Source organism: Cupriavidus necator (assembly GCF_013141915.1).
Classification (GTDB): Bacteria; Pseudomonadota; Gammaproteobacteria; order Burkholderiales; family Burkholderiaceae; genus Cupriavidus; species Cupriavidus necator_B.
Map to the genome: position 1 here is coordinate 36,934 of NZ_SROX01000001.1, position 14,032 is coordinate 50,965.

The 14,032-nt window shown below is 66.3% G+C and carries 13 protein-coding genes; 6 read left to right on the forward strand and 7 right to left on the reverse strand.

Annotated features, from left to right (window positions below; all coding sequences use genetic code 11):
* Positions 1–2: 2 nt before the first annotated feature.
* The 7 genes from E5S69_RS00155 to E5S69_RS00185 all read right to left on the reverse strand — a co-directional run bounded on the left by E5S69_RS00155 (position 3) and on the right by E5S69_RS00185 (position 6,873).
* Positions 3–308 carry a non-heme iron oxygenase ferredoxin subunit gene (locus tag E5S69_RS00155; RefSeq protein ID WP_171513004.1) on the reverse strand — a complete coding sequence of 102 codons (306 nt, stop codon included), beginning with the start codon at positions 306–308 and terminating at the stop codon, positions 3–5.
* Between the two features lie 82 nt (positions 309–390).
* On the reverse strand, positions 391–1,437 hold the full coding sequence (locus E5S69_RS00160; RefSeq protein ID WP_171513877.1) for a branched-chain amino acid ABC transporter permease: 1,047 nt from the start codon (positions 1,435–1,437) through the stop codon (positions 391–393).
* Entirely contained in the window at positions 1,437–2,321 is an 885-nt protein-coding gene (locus E5S69_RS00165) for a branched-chain amino acid ABC transporter permease (protein ID WP_171513005.1), read from the reverse strand. The genes E5S69_RS00160 and E5S69_RS00165 overlap by 1 nt, the downstream gene beginning before the upstream one ends.
* Positions 2,322–2,332: 11 nt before the next feature.
* On the reverse strand, positions 2,333–3,070 hold the full coding sequence (locus E5S69_RS00170; protein ID WP_171513006.1) for an ABC transporter ATP-binding protein: 738 nt from the start codon (positions 3,068–3,070) through the stop codon (positions 2,333–2,335).
* The gene (locus E5S69_RS00175; protein ID WP_171513007.1) at positions 3,067–3,873 is read right to left on the reverse strand and encodes an ABC transporter ATP-binding protein; all 807 of its coding nucleotides are present in this window, start codon (positions 3,871–3,873) and stop codon (positions 3,067–3,069) included. Before E5S69_RS00175 ends, E5S69_RS00170 begins: the two co-directional genes overlap by 4 nt.
* A 7-nt stretch (positions 3,874–3,880) precedes the next feature.
* The gene (locus E5S69_RS00180; protein WP_171513008.1) at positions 3,881–5,098 is read right to left on the reverse strand and encodes an ABC transporter substrate-binding protein; all 1,218 of its coding nucleotides are present in this window, start codon (positions 5,096–5,098) and stop codon (positions 3,881–3,883) included.
* A 170-nt stretch (positions 5,099–5,268) separates the two neighbouring features.
* Positions 5,269–6,873: an MFS transporter gene (locus tag E5S69_RS00185; RefSeq protein WP_171513009.1), complete on the reverse strand. Its 1,605-nt coding sequence runs from the start codon at positions 6,871–6,873 to the stop codon at positions 5,269–5,271.
* Between the two features lie 440 nt (positions 6,874–7,313).
* Between E5S69_RS00185 and E5S69_RS00190 the strand changes: the two genes are divergently transcribed.
* Genes E5S69_RS00190 through E5S69_RS00215 form a run of 6 tightly spaced genes read left to right on the forward strand, consistent with a single transcriptional unit; the run spans position 7,314 to position 14,031 of the window.
* On the forward strand, positions 7,314–8,276 hold the full coding sequence (locus E5S69_RS00190) for an amidohydrolase family protein (RefSeq protein WP_171513010.1): 963 nt from the start codon (positions 7,314–7,316) through the stop codon (positions 8,274–8,276).
* 21 nt (positions 8,277–8,297) lie between these two features.
* Positions 8,298–9,050, forward strand: a complete 753-nt coding sequence (locus E5S69_RS00195) for a maleate cis-trans isomerase family protein (RefSeq protein WP_171513011.1) — start codon at positions 8,298–8,300, stop codon at positions 9,048–9,050.
* 9 nt (positions 9,051–9,059) lie between these two features.
* Entirely contained in the window at positions 9,060–9,887 is an 828-nt protein-coding gene (locus E5S69_RS00200; RefSeq protein ID WP_171513012.1) for an alpha/beta fold hydrolase, read from the forward strand.
* A 16-nt stretch (positions 9,888–9,903) separates the two neighbouring features.
* The gene (locus E5S69_RS00205) at positions 9,904–10,959 is read left to right on the forward strand and encodes a 2,5-dihydroxypyridine 5,6-dioxygenase (RefSeq protein ID WP_171513013.1); all 1,056 of its coding nucleotides are present in this window, start codon (positions 9,904–9,906) and stop codon (positions 10,957–10,959) included.
* 2 nt (positions 10,960–10,961) lie between these two features.
* Positions 10,962–11,588 carry an isochorismatase family protein gene (locus tag E5S69_RS00210; RefSeq protein WP_171513014.1) on the forward strand — a complete coding sequence of 209 codons (627 nt, stop codon included), beginning with the start codon at positions 10,962–10,964 and terminating at the stop codon, positions 11,586–11,588.
* 46 nt (positions 11,589–11,634) lie between these two features.
* Positions 11,635–14,031 (forward strand): xanthine dehydrogenase family protein molybdopterin-binding subunit, encoded by a 2,397-nt coding sequence (locus tag E5S69_RS00215; protein WP_171513015.1) that lies wholly within the window; start codon positions 11,635–11,637, stop codon positions 14,029–14,031.
* Position 14,032: the final 1 nt, after the last annotated feature.

Sequence of the window (14,032 nt, forward strand, 5' to 3'; positions counted from 1 at the left end):
CTTCAAAGCTCGACCCACACCCGGCTGTCTTCGAACTTGACCGGGTAGGTGCGGATGTCGCTGGTGGCAGGCGCGCACATGGCCTTGCCGGAGCGGATATCGAAGCGAGCCTGGTGCAGCGGGCACTCGATGCAGCCGTCTTCCAGGTAGCCGTCGGACAGCAGCGCGTACTGGTGCGTGCAGACGTTGTCGGTGACGAAGAACTGGTCGTCGCTGCGATAGACGGCGAGCTGGCGGTCTCCCAGCGTCAGCGGCATTACCTCGTCGTTCTGCAGGCCGTGCGCGACGTCGATTTCAATCCATGCCATGGCGATCTCCGTGAATTAGATTTGTCAGTATGCTGAATATATAAGATCAGTGTACTGATGTTTTTTGCTCGCAGTATTCTGGTTAACCCTGGCCTGGGTTGGCCGCGCCGGATCGGGCTGGCCCCACCGCGGGCGCGCCGGCCGGCCGCGACGGGCGCGCCTGCCAGCGAGCCCGGATCTCGCCCATGATGCCGCGGCGGAACGTCAGCACGCACACCACGAAGATCAGCCCCGTCACCATGCTGACCGATTCGCCCAGCGCTTCGAACCAGCCGATGCCGGTCAGGGCCGCGAGCACATTGCCGGCGTCGCCCAGCTTGTTTTCCAGCGCCACGATCACCAGCGCGCCCACCAGCGGGCCCGACAACGTGCCCATGCCGCCGACCAGGGTCATCAGGATGACCGTGCCCGACATCATCCAGTGCACGTCGGTGAGCGTGGCAAAACCCAGCACCAGGGTCTTGAGCGCGCCCGCCAGCCCAGCCAGTGCCGACGACAGCACGAACGCCAGCAGCTTGAAGCGATCCGCGTCATACCCCAGCGAGATGGCACGCGGCTCGTTCTCCTTGATCGCGCGCAGGATCTGCCCGAACGGCGAGTTGACGATGCGCATGATGCCGAGGAAAGCTGCGGCGGTAATCAGCAGCACGACGTAGTACATGGTGTGGTCCGACGCCAGCGGCAGCACGCCGAACAGGTCGCCCCGTGGCACTGCCTGGAGGCCGTCTTCGCCACCGGTCGCGGGCGTCTGTAGGCAGAAGAAGTAGAACATCTGCGCCAGCGCCAGCGTGATCATGGCGAAGTAGATGCCCTGCCGGCGAATCGCCAAGGCCCCGAACACCAGCCCGAGCAGGGCCCCGAAGGCGGTGCCTGCGAGCAGGCCCAGCTCCGGCGTCAACTGCAGGAACTTCATCGCATAGCCGCAGGCATAGGCGGCGCCGCCGAAGAAGGCCGCATGGCCGAACGACACCAGCCCGGTGTAGCCCAGCAGCAGGTTGAAGGCGCAGGCAAAGAGCGCGAAGCACAGCAGCTTCATCACCAGCACGGGGTAGGCGCCCAGCCAGGGCGCGAGCAGCAGGACCGCCAGCAGCAGTCCGTAGGCGAAGGTTGCACGCTTTCCGCTTGCCATCATTTTTCCTTTCCAAAGAGCCCGGCGGGGCGCACCAGCAGCACGCACACCATGGCGACGAAGACCACGGTCGCGGAAGCTTCGGGGTAGTAGACCTTGGTGATGCCCTCGAAGACGCCCAGCCCAAGTCCGGTGAAGATCGAGCCAAGGATCGAACCCATGCCGCCGATCACCACCACGGCGAAGACCGTGATGATCAGGTTCTGGCCCATCAGCGGCGAGACCTGCATCACCGGCGCGGCCAGCACGCCCGCCAGCGCGGCCAGGCCCACGCCGAACGCGTAGGTCAGCGTCACCAGCAGCGGCACGTTGACGCCGAAGGCCTCGACCATGCGCGGGTTCTCGGTGCCGGCGCGCAGGTAGGCGCCCAGCCGGGTCTTCTCGATCATGAACCAGGTGGCAAAGCACACCGCCAGCGACGCCAGCACCACCCATGCGCGGTAGTTGGGCAGCACCATGAAGCCCAGGTGGCTCACGCCAGACAATGCTTCCGGCGTGGGATAGGGCAGGCCGGAGACGCCGTAGACCGAGCGCAACGCGCCTTCGATCAGCAGGCAGATGCCCAGCGTCAGCAGCAGCCCGTACAGGTGGTCGAAGCGGTAGAGGTGGCGCAGCATGGTGCGCTCAAGCACCACGCCGAGCGCGCCGGCCACCAGCGGTGCCAGCACCAGCATCAGCCAGTAGTTCAGCCCGAGGTAGTTCAGGCCCATCCAGGCCAGCACCGCGCCGAGCATGAACAGCGCGCCGTGCGCAAAGTTGATCACGTTGAGCAGGCCGAAGATCACGGCCAGCCCCAGGCTCAGGATCGCGTAGAACGAGCCGTTGACCAGCCCCAGTAGCAACTGGCTCAGCAGCGCTGGCAGGGGCACTCCAAACAATTCCATGAAAAGTCTCCTTAAACGCCCAGCAAGGCGCTGAGCGTGGGCATCTTTCGTTCGAGCTCATCGGCGGCGAACGCCTCGACGATGCGGCCGTGCTCCATCACGAAGAAGCGGTCCGCCAGCGGCGCGGCGAAGCGGAAGTTCTGCTCCACCATGACGATGGTGTAGCCGCGGCTGCGCAGCATGGCGATCATCTTCGCCAGCTTTTGCACGATCACGGGCGCCAGGCCTTCCGAGATCTCGTCTAGCAGCAGCACACTGGCGCCGGTGCGCAGGATGCGGGCCACCGCCAGCATCTGCTGCTCCCCGCCCGACATGCGCGTGCCCTGGCTCTTGCGCCGCTCGTGCAGGTTGGGGAACATCTCGTAGATCTCACCGAGGGTCATTGGCTCGCGCAGTCCGACTGCGCCCGGGGCGCAGGCAAATTGCGGCGGCAGCAGCAGGTTCTCCTCGCAGGACAGGCTGGCAAAGATGGCACGTTCTTCCGGGCAGTAGCCCAGCCCCAGCGGCGCGATGCGGTGCGTTTTCATGCCGATCGTTTCCCGACCCTGCACGCGCACCGAACCCTTGCGCATGCCGACCAGGCCCATGATGGCGCGCAGCGTGGTGGTGCGTCCGGCGCCGTTGCGGCCGAGCAGCGTCACCACCTCGCCCGGGTTGACGGTCAGGTCCACGCCGTGAAGGATGTGCGACTCGCCATACCAGGCGTGCAGGCCGCGGAGTTCGAGGGCAGGGGAGGTCGTCCTGGTCATGATGCCTCCGCGCTCAGCGCCGCCGCGGCTGCGTGGCGGTCTTCGGGTTCGTCGGTGGTTCCCATATAGGCTTCCCTTACCTGCGGATTGCGTGAGATCTCGTCATAGGTCCCTTCTGCCAGCACCGCGCCGCGCTGCAGCACGGTGATGCGGTCCACGATGGACGACACCACGCTCATGTTGTGCTCCACCATCAGCACCGTCCGCCCCGCCGAAACGCGCTTGATCAGGGCGGTGACGGTCTCCACGTCTTCATGGCCCATGCCTTGCGTCGGTTCGTCCAGCAGCATCAGTTCCGGGTCGGTCGCGAGCGTGGTGGCGAGTTCCAGCGCGCGCTTGCGCCCGTAGGCCAGTTCCGCCGTGCCCAGGTGCGCGAAGCCGGCCAGGCCGACCGCATCCAGCAGTTCCATGGCGCGGCCGTCCAGCCGCGACAGGGAGCGCATGCCGCGCCAGAAATGCCACGAGCTCCCGAGCCGGCGCTGCAGCGCGATGCGCACGTTCTCCAGCACCGTCAGTTGCGGAAACACCGCCGAGATCTGGAACGAGCGGATCACCCCCATGCGGGCGATCTGGGCCGGGCGCAGCGCGGTGATGTCGGCGCCGTTGAAATGGATCGATCCGGACGAGGGCGCATGGAACTTCGTCAGCAGGTTGAAGCAGGTGGTCTTGCCGGCGCCGTTGGGGCCGATCAGCGCATGGATCGAGCCGCGCCGCACAGACAGGCTGACATCGCTGACTGCGGTAAAGCCCTTGAACGCCTTGGTCAGTCCCTGCGTCTGCAGGATTACATCGGTGTCAGGCATGGCATGCTCACTTTTTCACCAGGGGGCAGTCGCTGGCCGACAGCGGACGGAAGGCCTCGTCGCCGGGGATCGTGCCGATGTACCTGACCAGGTCCCACGGTCCCTTGGACTCGGCCGGGGTCTTGGCCTGGGCCAGGTACATGTCATGCACCATGCGGCCGTCGGCACGCACCTTGCCGTTGCGCACAAAGGCATCGTTGACGGGCAGCGCGCGCATCTTCTCCGCCACGGCCGGGCCTTCCACGGTCTTCGCTGCCTCCACCGCCTTCAGGTAATGCAGCACGCCGGAATAGACGCCGATCTGGCCATGCGTGGGATAGGCCTTGTGGCGCTTGTAGTAGCGCTCGACGAAGTCCTTCGACTTGCCATCCAGGTCGAGCTTGAACGGGTCGACATAGGTCAGCCCCTGCGCAGCGTTCAGGCCCAGGCTCTTGAGGTCGGTGATGAAGGTGGAGGGCGTGATCACCGTCTGGCCCGCCTTGATCAGGCCGAACCCGCCGGCCGCCTTGACGCCGTTGATCATGTCGTTGCCGGCATTGGCCAGCACCACGACCTTGGCCTTGGAAGCCGAGGCGGCCACCACCGGGCTGCTGAAATCGCTGGCGTTGAGCGGATGCCGGGTGGCGCCCACGTTCTTGCCGCCGCCGGCGTCCACGGCCTTGCGGAAATCTGCCTCCAGCGACTGGCCGAAGGCGTAGTCCACTGTGATGTAGTACCAGCTGTTGCGGCCCTGTTCGATCATGCGCCGCACCAGCGGGTAAGACACCGAATACGTGTCCCAGGCCCAGTGAAAGCCGGTGGGCGAGCAGTTCTGGTTGGTCAGCGCCATGGCGCCGCCGGTCGAGACGATGTCGATCTTCTGCTTCTGCCGCGCCACCTCCTGCACCGCCAGCGCGGTCGACGAGTTGGGGAAGTCGATCACCATGTCGACGCCATCGGTATCGAACCAGCGGCGCGCCAGCGACGAGGCGATATCCGCCTTGTTCTGGTGATCCGCGGAAAGCACCGTCACCGGCTTGCCGAGTGCCTTGCCGCCGAACTCTTCCACGGCCATCTGGGCGGCAAGCACGGAGCCCTTGCCGGAGAGGTCGGCATAGGAGCCGGACATATCGGTGATGACGCCGATCTTCACGCCATTGGCGTCGGCCAGTGCGGGCGTGGCGGCGGCCAGGCCCAGCAGGGCGGAGGACGCAGCGAGGGTGCGGAGGATGCGAGAGGTGGACATCAGGGGCTCCAAGTTGTCTACGCGAAAGATTGGAATGGTTGCGATGGCTGCGGCGGCTGACCGCGGCACCATCCCTGCGCCGCGGTAGCGCGGATAAGCTCAGTGTGCTGAATAGTTGGCCGGAAGAAAGGGCGGAGAGATCCGCCCTTCAGCTTCACGCGTAATGCCGCTCAGGTGGCCAGGTCGCGGCCGCGCGTCTCCGGCACGAACAGCATGCCGATGACGAAGGCCAGGCCGGCGATGATCACCGGGTACCACAGGCCGAAGTAGACGTCGCCGCTTGCCACGTTCATGGCAGTGACCACGAAGGACAGCATGCCGCCGACCCAGCCCGCGCCGAGGTGGAAGGGCAGGGACAGCGAGGTGTAGCGCACCCGGGCCGGGAACAGTTCCACCATGAAGGCCGCCATCGGCCCGTACACCATGGCCAGGAACAGGATCGGGACCAGCAGCAGCACGAATACCATCGGCGTGTTGATTTTCGCGGGGTAGGCGCGCTCCGGCCAGCCGGCCGCCACCAGCGCGCTCTTGATGGCGTCGCGGTCAAAGCCCTGCAGCGTGCGATCCGCGATGCGCACTTCCGCCCGCACCGGATCGGTGGCCGGCACGAAGGTGTAGCCCACGCCCAGGTCGGTCAGGTAGCCGCGGATCTTGTCGCAGGCGGACACCGGCTCGCCGAACAGGCGCGCCTTGCAGTCGCCGGCCGTCACCTGCACGGCGCCTTGCTGCTGGAACTGTTCGAGCGCCGGATTGGCATAGTGCGTCAGGCCCTTGAACACCGGCTGGATGCACACCGCTGCCAGCAGGCAGGCGGCCATCATGATGTACTTGCGGCCGATGCGATCGGACAGCCAGCCGAACAGCAGGTAGCAGGGCGTGGCCACCACCAGCGCGATCCCGATCAGCATGTGGACGGTTTCGAGCGGCACGTGCAGCGTCTTGTTGAGGAAGAACATCGAGTAGAAGTGGCCGGTGCCGAAGATGGCGCCCAGGCCTGCCGCCACCACGAACAGCAGCAGCACGGACCTGAGGTTCTTCCAGTTGGTGAAACTGTCGCGGATCGGCGCCCTGGAGGTGGTGTTGGCAGCCTTCATCCGGGCAAAGACCGGCGATTCATGCAGCTTGCCGCGGATGTAGACCGAGATCACCAGCATCACCAGCGACACGATGAAGGGAATGCGCCAGCCCCAGTCACGGAACTCGGCCTCGGTCAGGAAGGTCTTGAGCAGGTAGACGACCAGCAATGAGGACAGCAGGCCCAGCGTTGCCGTGGTCTGCAGCGAACTGGTGTACAGCCCGCGCTTGTGCACGGGGGAGTGCTCGGCCACGTAGGTGACCGCGCCGCCGACCTCGCCGCCCAGCGCCAGGCCTTGCAGCAGCCGCAGCAACACCAGCAGCACCGTGGCGGTGATGCCGATCTGCTCATACGTGGGCAGCACGCCGACGCCGACGGTGGCAACACCCATCAGCAGGATGGTGACCAGGAAGGTGTACTTGCGCCCGATCAGGTCGCCCAGGCGACCGAACAGCAGCGCGCCCACCGGCCGTATCAGGAAGCCCGCGCCGAAGGTGGCCAGGCTGGCCAGGAAGGCGGCAGTCTCATTGCCCTTGGGGAAGAACAGTGCGCCGAAGTACACCGCCAGCGCGGCGTAGATGTAGAAGTCGTACCACTCCATCAGGGCGCCGAAGGAAGAGGCAAGGATGACCTTGCGCTCCTCGGCTGTCATGCCGGAGGCGGGGGCGCGTGTCTCGCTGCGAGTCAGGCTGATCGTCATGGCGGGGGTCCTTTGGTCTGGCTATTGTCTCTATATGTCTGCTCGTCCCGGCGGTGCCGGCACCGCTGGCCAGGGCCTGTCGGTCCCTCGCGCAGCGCAGCGCCGCATCCTTGCGGTGCATCAGTCAGTGTGCTGATGAGAAACGCAGTATGCTGAGCAAAATGTGGGCCAGTCCATAATGTGCCGGGATGGCCGAAATCGCCTATTTAAATGGTCTTTTAACATCGTCAGCATACTGAGCATCTGGGCTCAGTGTACTGAGGGTGTATGGCCATCGTTATAGGTGTTAACCCTCCGCGCCGCTTCTAGACTTTTGGAAATTCGCTGACTAGAATCCGAAACTAATCAGTGTACTGAGTAATTGCATCGGCGCATGCCGCATGCCATGCAGCACACGCCCCGCAGCGAAGCGATTTCACCAATCAGGAGCCCCCACCAGCATGACCAAAGTGAAGAAGATCGCCCTCGAAGAGCATTTCATGACGCCGGGTTTCCAGGCCTATTCCAAGGCGTTCACGCAGCATATCGATCCGGCGGTGTTTGCCGAGTTGGGCCGCCGCCTCGCCGATTTCGACGAGGACCGCCTCGCCGAGATGGACCGCGCCGGCATCGACATCACGGTGCTGTCGCAGACTGGTCCGGGCGTGCAGGGCGAGCCCGATGCCGGCCTCGCCGTGGCGCGCGCGCGAGAGAGCAATGACTTCCTGGCTGCGCAGATCGCGCGCCACCCCACGCGCTTTGCCGGCTTTGCCGCGCTGCCCCTGCACGACCCGGAACAGGCCGCGCGCGAGCTGGAACGCGCCGTGCGCGAGCTTGGCTTCAAGGGCTCGCTGGTGAACGGCCATACCCACGGGCGCTACTACGACGACCCTGCATACGATGCTTTCTGGGAACGCATGCAGGCGCTGGACGTGCCCATGTACCTGCACCCGACCGATGCGCTGGTTCAGCCGCAGGTCCTGGCGGGCCACCCCGAGCTGACCGGCGCAGCATGGGGCTGGGGCGTCGAGACCGCATCGCATGCGTTGCGGCTGCTGTTCGGCGGCGTGTTCGACCGCTTCCCGCGCCTGAAGCTCATCCTCGGCCATATGGGCGAGGGCCTGCCGTACCAACGCTGGCGCTTCGACAGCCGCTTTGCGGTCTATTCGCACGGCGTCCGGCTGGCGCGCGCGCCTTCGGAATACATCGGCACCAATATCGTCATCACCACGTCGGGGCTGTGCTCGCACGGTGCGCTGGCCGGTGCCATTGCCGAGCTTGGCCCCGAAGCCGTGATGTTCTCGGTCGACTATCCCTACGAATCCACCGAAGTGGCGGCGAAGTTCATTGAGGACGCGCCGCTAGACGACACCACGCGCGCGCTGGTCTGCCACGGCAACGCGCAACGCCTGCTCAAGCTGTAACCGTACAACCCGAGGACCCTCATGCAAAACGTCTTTCGCATCGGCCAGATCGTTCCCAGCTCGAACACGACGATGGAAACGGAGATCCCCGCCATGCTGCTGGCACGCCAGCAGATCCGTCCTGAACGCTTTACCTTCCACTCCAGCCGCATGCGCATGAAGAAGGTGGTCAAGGAAGAACTGGCCGCCATGGATGCCGAATCCGACCGCTGCGCGGTGGAGCTCAGCGACGCCCGCGTCGACGTGCTCGGCTACGCCTGCCTGGTCGCCATCATGGCCATGGGCCACGGCTATCACCGCAAGTCGGAGCAGCGGCTGAAGGCCCACACCATCGAGAATGGCGGCGACGCACCGGTCATCACCAGCGCCGGTGCGCTGGTGGATGCGCTGCGCGTGATCGGCGCGCGCCGCATCGCCGTGGTGGCGCCATACATGAAGCCGCTGACCGAGCTGGTGGTGGATTACATCCGCAACGAGGGCTATGAGGTGGTGGACTACCGTGCTCTGGAGATCCCGGACAACCTGGAGGTCGGCCGCCACGATCCGGCGCGGCTGCCGGCCATCGTGTCGCAGATGAACCTGGCTGATGCCGATGCGATCGTGCTGTCGGCCTGCGTGCAGATGCCGTCGCTGCCGGCCGTAGCAAAGGTGGAGGCGATGACGGGCAAGCCGGTCATCACCGCCGCTATCGCCACCGCCTACGCCATGCTCAAGGCGCTGGACCTGGAGCCGGTCGTGCCGGGCGCCGGCGCGCTGCTGTCGGGCGCCTACTGAGGGCATGCCATGAGCACCTTCCTTTATGGTGGCCATGTCCATGCCAACGGCATTCGCCAGCACTACCTGCGCTATGGCGGCAATGACGGTGCGCGTGCCGCGCGCGATCCCGTGATCATCGTGCCGGGCATTACCAGCCCGGCAATCACCTGGGGCTTTGTCGGCGAGTGCTTTGGCGCCAGTTTCGATACCTATGTGCTGGACGTGCGGGGGCGTGGCCTGTCATCGGCCGAGGCCGGGCTGGACTACAGCCTCGACGCCCAGGCTCGCGACCTGGTGGCCTTTGCCGAGGCGCTCGGCCTGCGCCGCTACAGCGTGGTCGGCCATTCGATGGGCGCGCGCATCGGCGTGCGCGCCGCGGCGGGCCGGCCCGCCGGGCTGGCGCGGCTGGTGCTGGTCGATCCACCGGTGTCCGGGCCCGGGCGCCGCGCATATCCCGCGCAACTGCCGTGGTACGTGGATTCCATCCGCCTGTCGCGCCAGGGCACCGACGTGGAAGGCATGCGCCGCTTCTGTCCCACTTGGACCGACGAGCAGCTGCGCCTGCGTGCCGAATGGCTGCATACCTGCAACGAAGACGCCGTGGTGCGCAGTTTCGAGGATTTCCATCGCGACGACATCCATGCGGACCTGCCCCGGGTCGCGGTGCCGACGCTGCTGTTGACCGCCGGGCGCGGCGACGTGGTGCGCGCTGAAGACGTGGCGGAGATCCGCACGCTGCTGCCGGGCGTGTTGGTCAGCCACGTTGCCGGTGCCGGCCACATGATCCCGTGGGATGACGAAGCGGGCTTTTACGCGGCGCTGGGGGATTTCCTCGGCGCGCCGCTGACGCGATGACCTTCAAGGAGCCGACATGCCGGTAAGTGACCACCAGATGATCGAGGCCTGGCGCAAGGTGCTGAAGCTGTCCCGGCTGGAGCCGGGGCAGACCGTCACCATCCTGACCAGCGCCGCGACCCACCCGCAGACGCTCTCCACCGCGCTGGTCGCCACGCAGGCGATGGGTGCCATCGTCAACCGGCTTGACCTGCCGCCCGTCAACGGCGAGAAGGCGCTGAGCCGCGACGCGCTGGCCTACCTGGGCACGACCCCGCTCACGGGCAACCGGGCCGCGATTGCCGCGCTCAGGGAAAGCGACCTGGTGCTTGACCTGATGACGTTGCTGTTCTCCCCCGAGCAGCACGACATCCTGAAGGGCGGCACCAGAATCCTGCTGGCCGTCGAGCCGCCCGAGGTGCTGGCGCGCCTGGTGCCTTGCGAGGCCGACCGCGAGCGCGTCAAGGCCGCCTCCGAGCGGCTGGCCCGCGCCAGGGAAATGCATGTGGTGTCGCCGGCCGGCACCGACCTGCGCTGCCCGCTGGGCGAGTTCCCGGCCATCAGCGAGTACGGTTTTGTCGACGAGCCCGGGCGCTGGGACCACTGGCCCAGCGGCTTCGCGCTGACCTGGCCCAACGAAGGCGCTGCCAACGGCACCATCGTGCTGGAGCGCGGCGACATCCTGCTGCCGCAGAAGACCTACGTCACCGAGCCGGTCATGCTGACGGTGGAGGGCGGCTTTGCCACGCGCATCGAAGGCGGCCTGCACGCCGAACTGTTGAGCGAGTACATGGCTTCCTTCAACGACCCGCAGGCCTATGCCATTTCGCATATCGGCTGGGGACTGCAGCCGCGCGCGCATTGGTCCACGCTGGGGCTGTACGATCGCGAGGCCACCATCGGCATGGACGCGCGCGCCTTCGAGGGCAACTTCCTGTTCTCGCTCGGTCCCAATAACGAAGCCGGCGGCAGCCGCACCACGGCCTGCCATATCGATATTCCCGTGCGCAACTGCACCGTCCGTCTGGACGGCGCGGATGTGGTGACCCGCGGCAAGGTCACGGACGGGTTCCGCTACCCGGAGGAGAAGTAGCCATGCACAAGGAGATCGGCGCGTACCAGCGCCAGGGCTTCGGCAACGACCTGGAACTGGCCGGCCCGTTCGGGCTGCTGGTGGTGGATTTCGTCAACGGCTTTGCCGATCCGCAGGTGTTCGGCGGCGGCAATATCCGCGAGGCCATCGCCAACACCGTGCCGCTGCTGGCCGTGGCACGGCGCGAAGGCTGGGCGATCGCGCACAGCCGCATCGTCTTTGCGGACGATGGTTCGGACCACAACATCTTCTCCATGAAGGTACCGAACATGCTGTCGCTGCAGGAGCGCGAACGCAACAGCGCCATCGTCGACGAACTGACGCCCCGGGCGGGCGAACTGGTGGTGCGCAAGACCGTGCCGTCGGCATTCTTCGGCACGTCGCTGGCCGCCTGGCTGACGCAGCGCGGCGTGCGCACGCTGGTGGTGGCCGGCGCGGTGACCAGCGGCTGCGTGCGCGCCAGTGTGGTGGACGCCATGCAGTACGGCTTCCGGCCGCTGGTGCTGTCGGATTGCGTGGGCGACCGGGCGCTTGGACCGCATGAGGCCAACCTGTTCGACATGGGGCAGAAGTATGCGACAGTGGCCACGCGCGTAGAAGGGCTGGCCGCCATCGGGGTGCGCGAATGAGCGCTTGCATGATTAACAAGACGGAATCATCGGGACGGACAGAGCAATGACATCGTCGACGGAAGCGGATCATTCGGAGGCCGGACGCGGCCAGGGCGTGGGTGCCCGTGTGGCGCGCAAGGAAGACGCCAGGCACCTGCACGGCAAGGGCCGCTTTGTCGCGGACATCGCCATGCCCGACCTGCAGGAGGTGGCCTTCCTGCGTAGCCCGGTGGCGCATGCCAGGCTGTTGTCCGTGACCAAGCCCGCGCGCCACGCGCAAGCGGTGATCGTGCGCGAGGACATGGCGGCGGCGCGGGACATCGTCGCGGATTCGGCGTTCCCGTCCTACCAGCCGTCGGCGCAGGCGCCGCTGGCCAGCGGCAAGGTGCGCTTTGTCGGCGAGCCCGTTGCCATGGCCTTTGCCCCCACGCGCGCCGAAGCCGAGGACATCGCCGAGCAGGTAGTGGCCGAGTTCGACGAGCTGCCCGCGCTGACCGACGTGGCGCAGGCCCGCCAGCTCGCAGGCGAAGTACGCGTGCACGAACACTGGCGCGACAACACCTTCCTGACGCTGAATATCGACAAGAACTTCGAGACGCGCCAGCGTGAGGCCTCCGTAGTCGTCCACCGCAAGGTCAACCTGGCGCGCCAGTGCATGGTGCCGATGGAGGGCAAGGCGGTGCTGGCCTACTGGGACCACCAGTTCGACCAGCTGGTGGTGTACAGCGCCACCCAGGTGCCGCATATGATCCGGACCATCCTGAGCCACTGCCTGGACCTGGACCAGGCGCGCGTGCGCGTGATCTCGCCGGACGTGGGCGGCGCCTTCGGCTACAAATGCGTGCTGCAGCAGGAAGAGCTCTGTATCGCCTGGCTGGCGCTGACCTACAAGCGGCCGTTCCGCTTTGTCGAGGACCGGCGCGAGCACCTGACCGCGGGCGCCAACTCGCGCGAGCACCACTACGAACTGACTGCCTATGCCGACACGCACGGCCGCCTGCTGGCGCTGGACGCGAAGATCGCCATCGACGGCGGTGCTTATTCGGTCTGGCCATTCACCATCGGGCTTGAGCCAGGCCAGGCGATCGGCAATCTGCCCGGGCCCTATGCCTTTGACGGGTACCGCTGCGAAACCACCTGCGTGGCGACCAACAAGCCGGGTTTCGTGCCGTATCGCGGTGTCGCGCGGACTGGCGTCTGCTTCGCCATGGAACTGATGATCGACGCGATCGCGCGCGAGGTCGGGCGCGAGCCGTGGGAAGTGCGCTGCGAAAACCTGGTGCCGCCGCAGGCCATGCCTTACATCAACGTGACCAACAAGCACTTCGACGGCGGCGACTACCCGGCCAGCGTGCGCCAGGCGATGGAGATGATCGACCTGCCTGCGATCCGCGCGCGGCAGCAGGCGGGTCCGCAGGGCAGCCGCTACCTCGGCGTGGGCTTTGGCACCTACACCGAGCAGTCGGCGCATGGCACCTCGGTATTCGCGGCCTGGGGCACGCCGGTGATCCCCGGCTTCGACTCGGCCACAGTGCGCATCACGCCGGACGGCGGGCTCGAAGTGCGTGTCGGCGTGCATTCGCATGGCCAGGGCATGGAGACCACCTTCGCGCAGATTGCCCACGAGATCCTGGGCATCGATATCGGCCGGATCAAGCTGGTGCACGGCGATACCGGGCTGACGCCGTTCTCCACCGGCACTTATGCCTCGCGTTCGCTGGTGATGTCGGGCGGCGCGGTGTCGCGGGCGTGCAAGGCACTGCTGCCGCGGCTGCAGAAGATTGGCGCGCATATGCTGGGGCAGCCGGTTGAGGCGGTAGCGTTCTTAGCCGGCGCGGTTCGTGCAGGCGATGCCAACGTCATCGATATCGGCCGCATTGCCGACGCCTGGTATATCAATCCCCACCTGCTGCCGTCCGACGTGGATGCGCAAGGGCTGGAGGTCACCATGGGCTTCAAGCCCGCGGTCGATACCGGCAGCTTCACCTACGCCACGCACGCGGTCGCGGTGGAAGTCGACATCGATTCCGGCCATGTCGAGATCCTGGACTACGTGGTGGTGGAAGACTGCGGCACCATGATCAATCCGATGGTGGTCGAGGGCCAGACCTATGGCGGCGTGGCGCAGGGCATCGGCACCGCGATGTTCGAAGCGATGCGCTATGACGGCAACGGACAGCCGCTGGCCTCCACGCTGGCGGACTACATGCTGCCCGGGCCGACCGAGATTCCGTCGATCCGCATCCATCATTTCGAGACGCCGTCGCCGCACACGGAATTCGGCGCCAAGGGCATGGGCGAGGGCGGTGCCATCGCACCGCCGGCGGCGATCTTCAACGCGGTGAACGACGCCTTGCGCGACTTCGGTGTCGAACTGCAGGAAACGCCGCTGACCCCGAGGAAGATCCTTGAAGCGCTGGATGCGGCAGTAGCCGGCGCGCAAAGCAAGAAGGCAGCCTGAC

Excerpts from the sequence above, each read along its gene's own strand:
- E5S69_RS00155 (WP_171513004.1), bottom strand. The coding sequence starts at position 308 with ATGGCATGGATTGAAATCGACGTCGCGCACGGCCTGCAGAACGACGAG.
- E5S69_RS00160 (WP_171513877.1), bottom strand. The coding sequence starts at position 1,437 with ATGGCAAGCGGAAAGCGTGCAACCTTCGCCTACGGACTGCTGCTGGCG.
- E5S69_RS00165 (WP_171513005.1), bottom strand. The coding sequence starts at position 2,321 with ATGGAATTGTTTGGAGTGCCCCTGCCAGCGCTGCTGAGCCAGTTGCTA.
- E5S69_RS00170 (WP_171513006.1), bottom strand. The coding sequence starts at position 3,070 with ATGACCAGGACGACCTCCCCTGCCCTCGAACTCCGCGGCCTGCACGCC.
- E5S69_RS00175 (WP_171513007.1), bottom strand. The coding sequence starts at position 3,873 with ATGCCTGACACCGATGTAATCCTGCAGACGCAGGGACTGACCAAGGCG.
- E5S69_RS00180 (WP_171513008.1), bottom strand. The coding sequence starts at position 5,098 with ATGTCCACCTCTCGCATCCTCCGCACCCTCGCTGCGTCCTCCGCCCTG.
- E5S69_RS00185 (WP_171513009.1), bottom strand. The coding sequence starts at position 6,873 with ATGACGATCAGCCTGACTCGCAGCGAGACACGCGCCCCCGCCTCCGGC.
- E5S69_RS00190 (WP_171513010.1), top strand. The coding sequence starts at position 7,314 with ATGACCAAAGTGAAGAAGATCGCCCTCGAAGAGCATTTCATGACGCCG.
- E5S69_RS00195 (WP_171513011.1), top strand. The coding sequence starts at position 8,298 with ATGCAAAACGTCTTTCGCATCGGCCAGATCGTTCCCAGCTCGAACACG.
- E5S69_RS00200 (WP_171513012.1), top strand. The coding sequence starts at position 9,060 with ATGAGCACCTTCCTTTATGGTGGCCATGTCCATGCCAACGGCATTCGC.
- E5S69_RS00205 (WP_171513013.1), top strand. The coding sequence starts at position 9,904 with ATGCCGGTAAGTGACCACCAGATGATCGAGGCCTGGCGCAAGGTGCTG.
- E5S69_RS00210 (WP_171513014.1), top strand. The coding sequence starts at position 10,962 with ATGCACAAGGAGATCGGCGCGTACCAGCGCCAGGGCTTCGGCAACGAC.
- E5S69_RS00215 (WP_171513015.1), top strand. The coding sequence starts at position 11,635 with ATGACATCGTCGACGGAAGCGGATCATTCGGAGGCCGGACGCGGCCAG.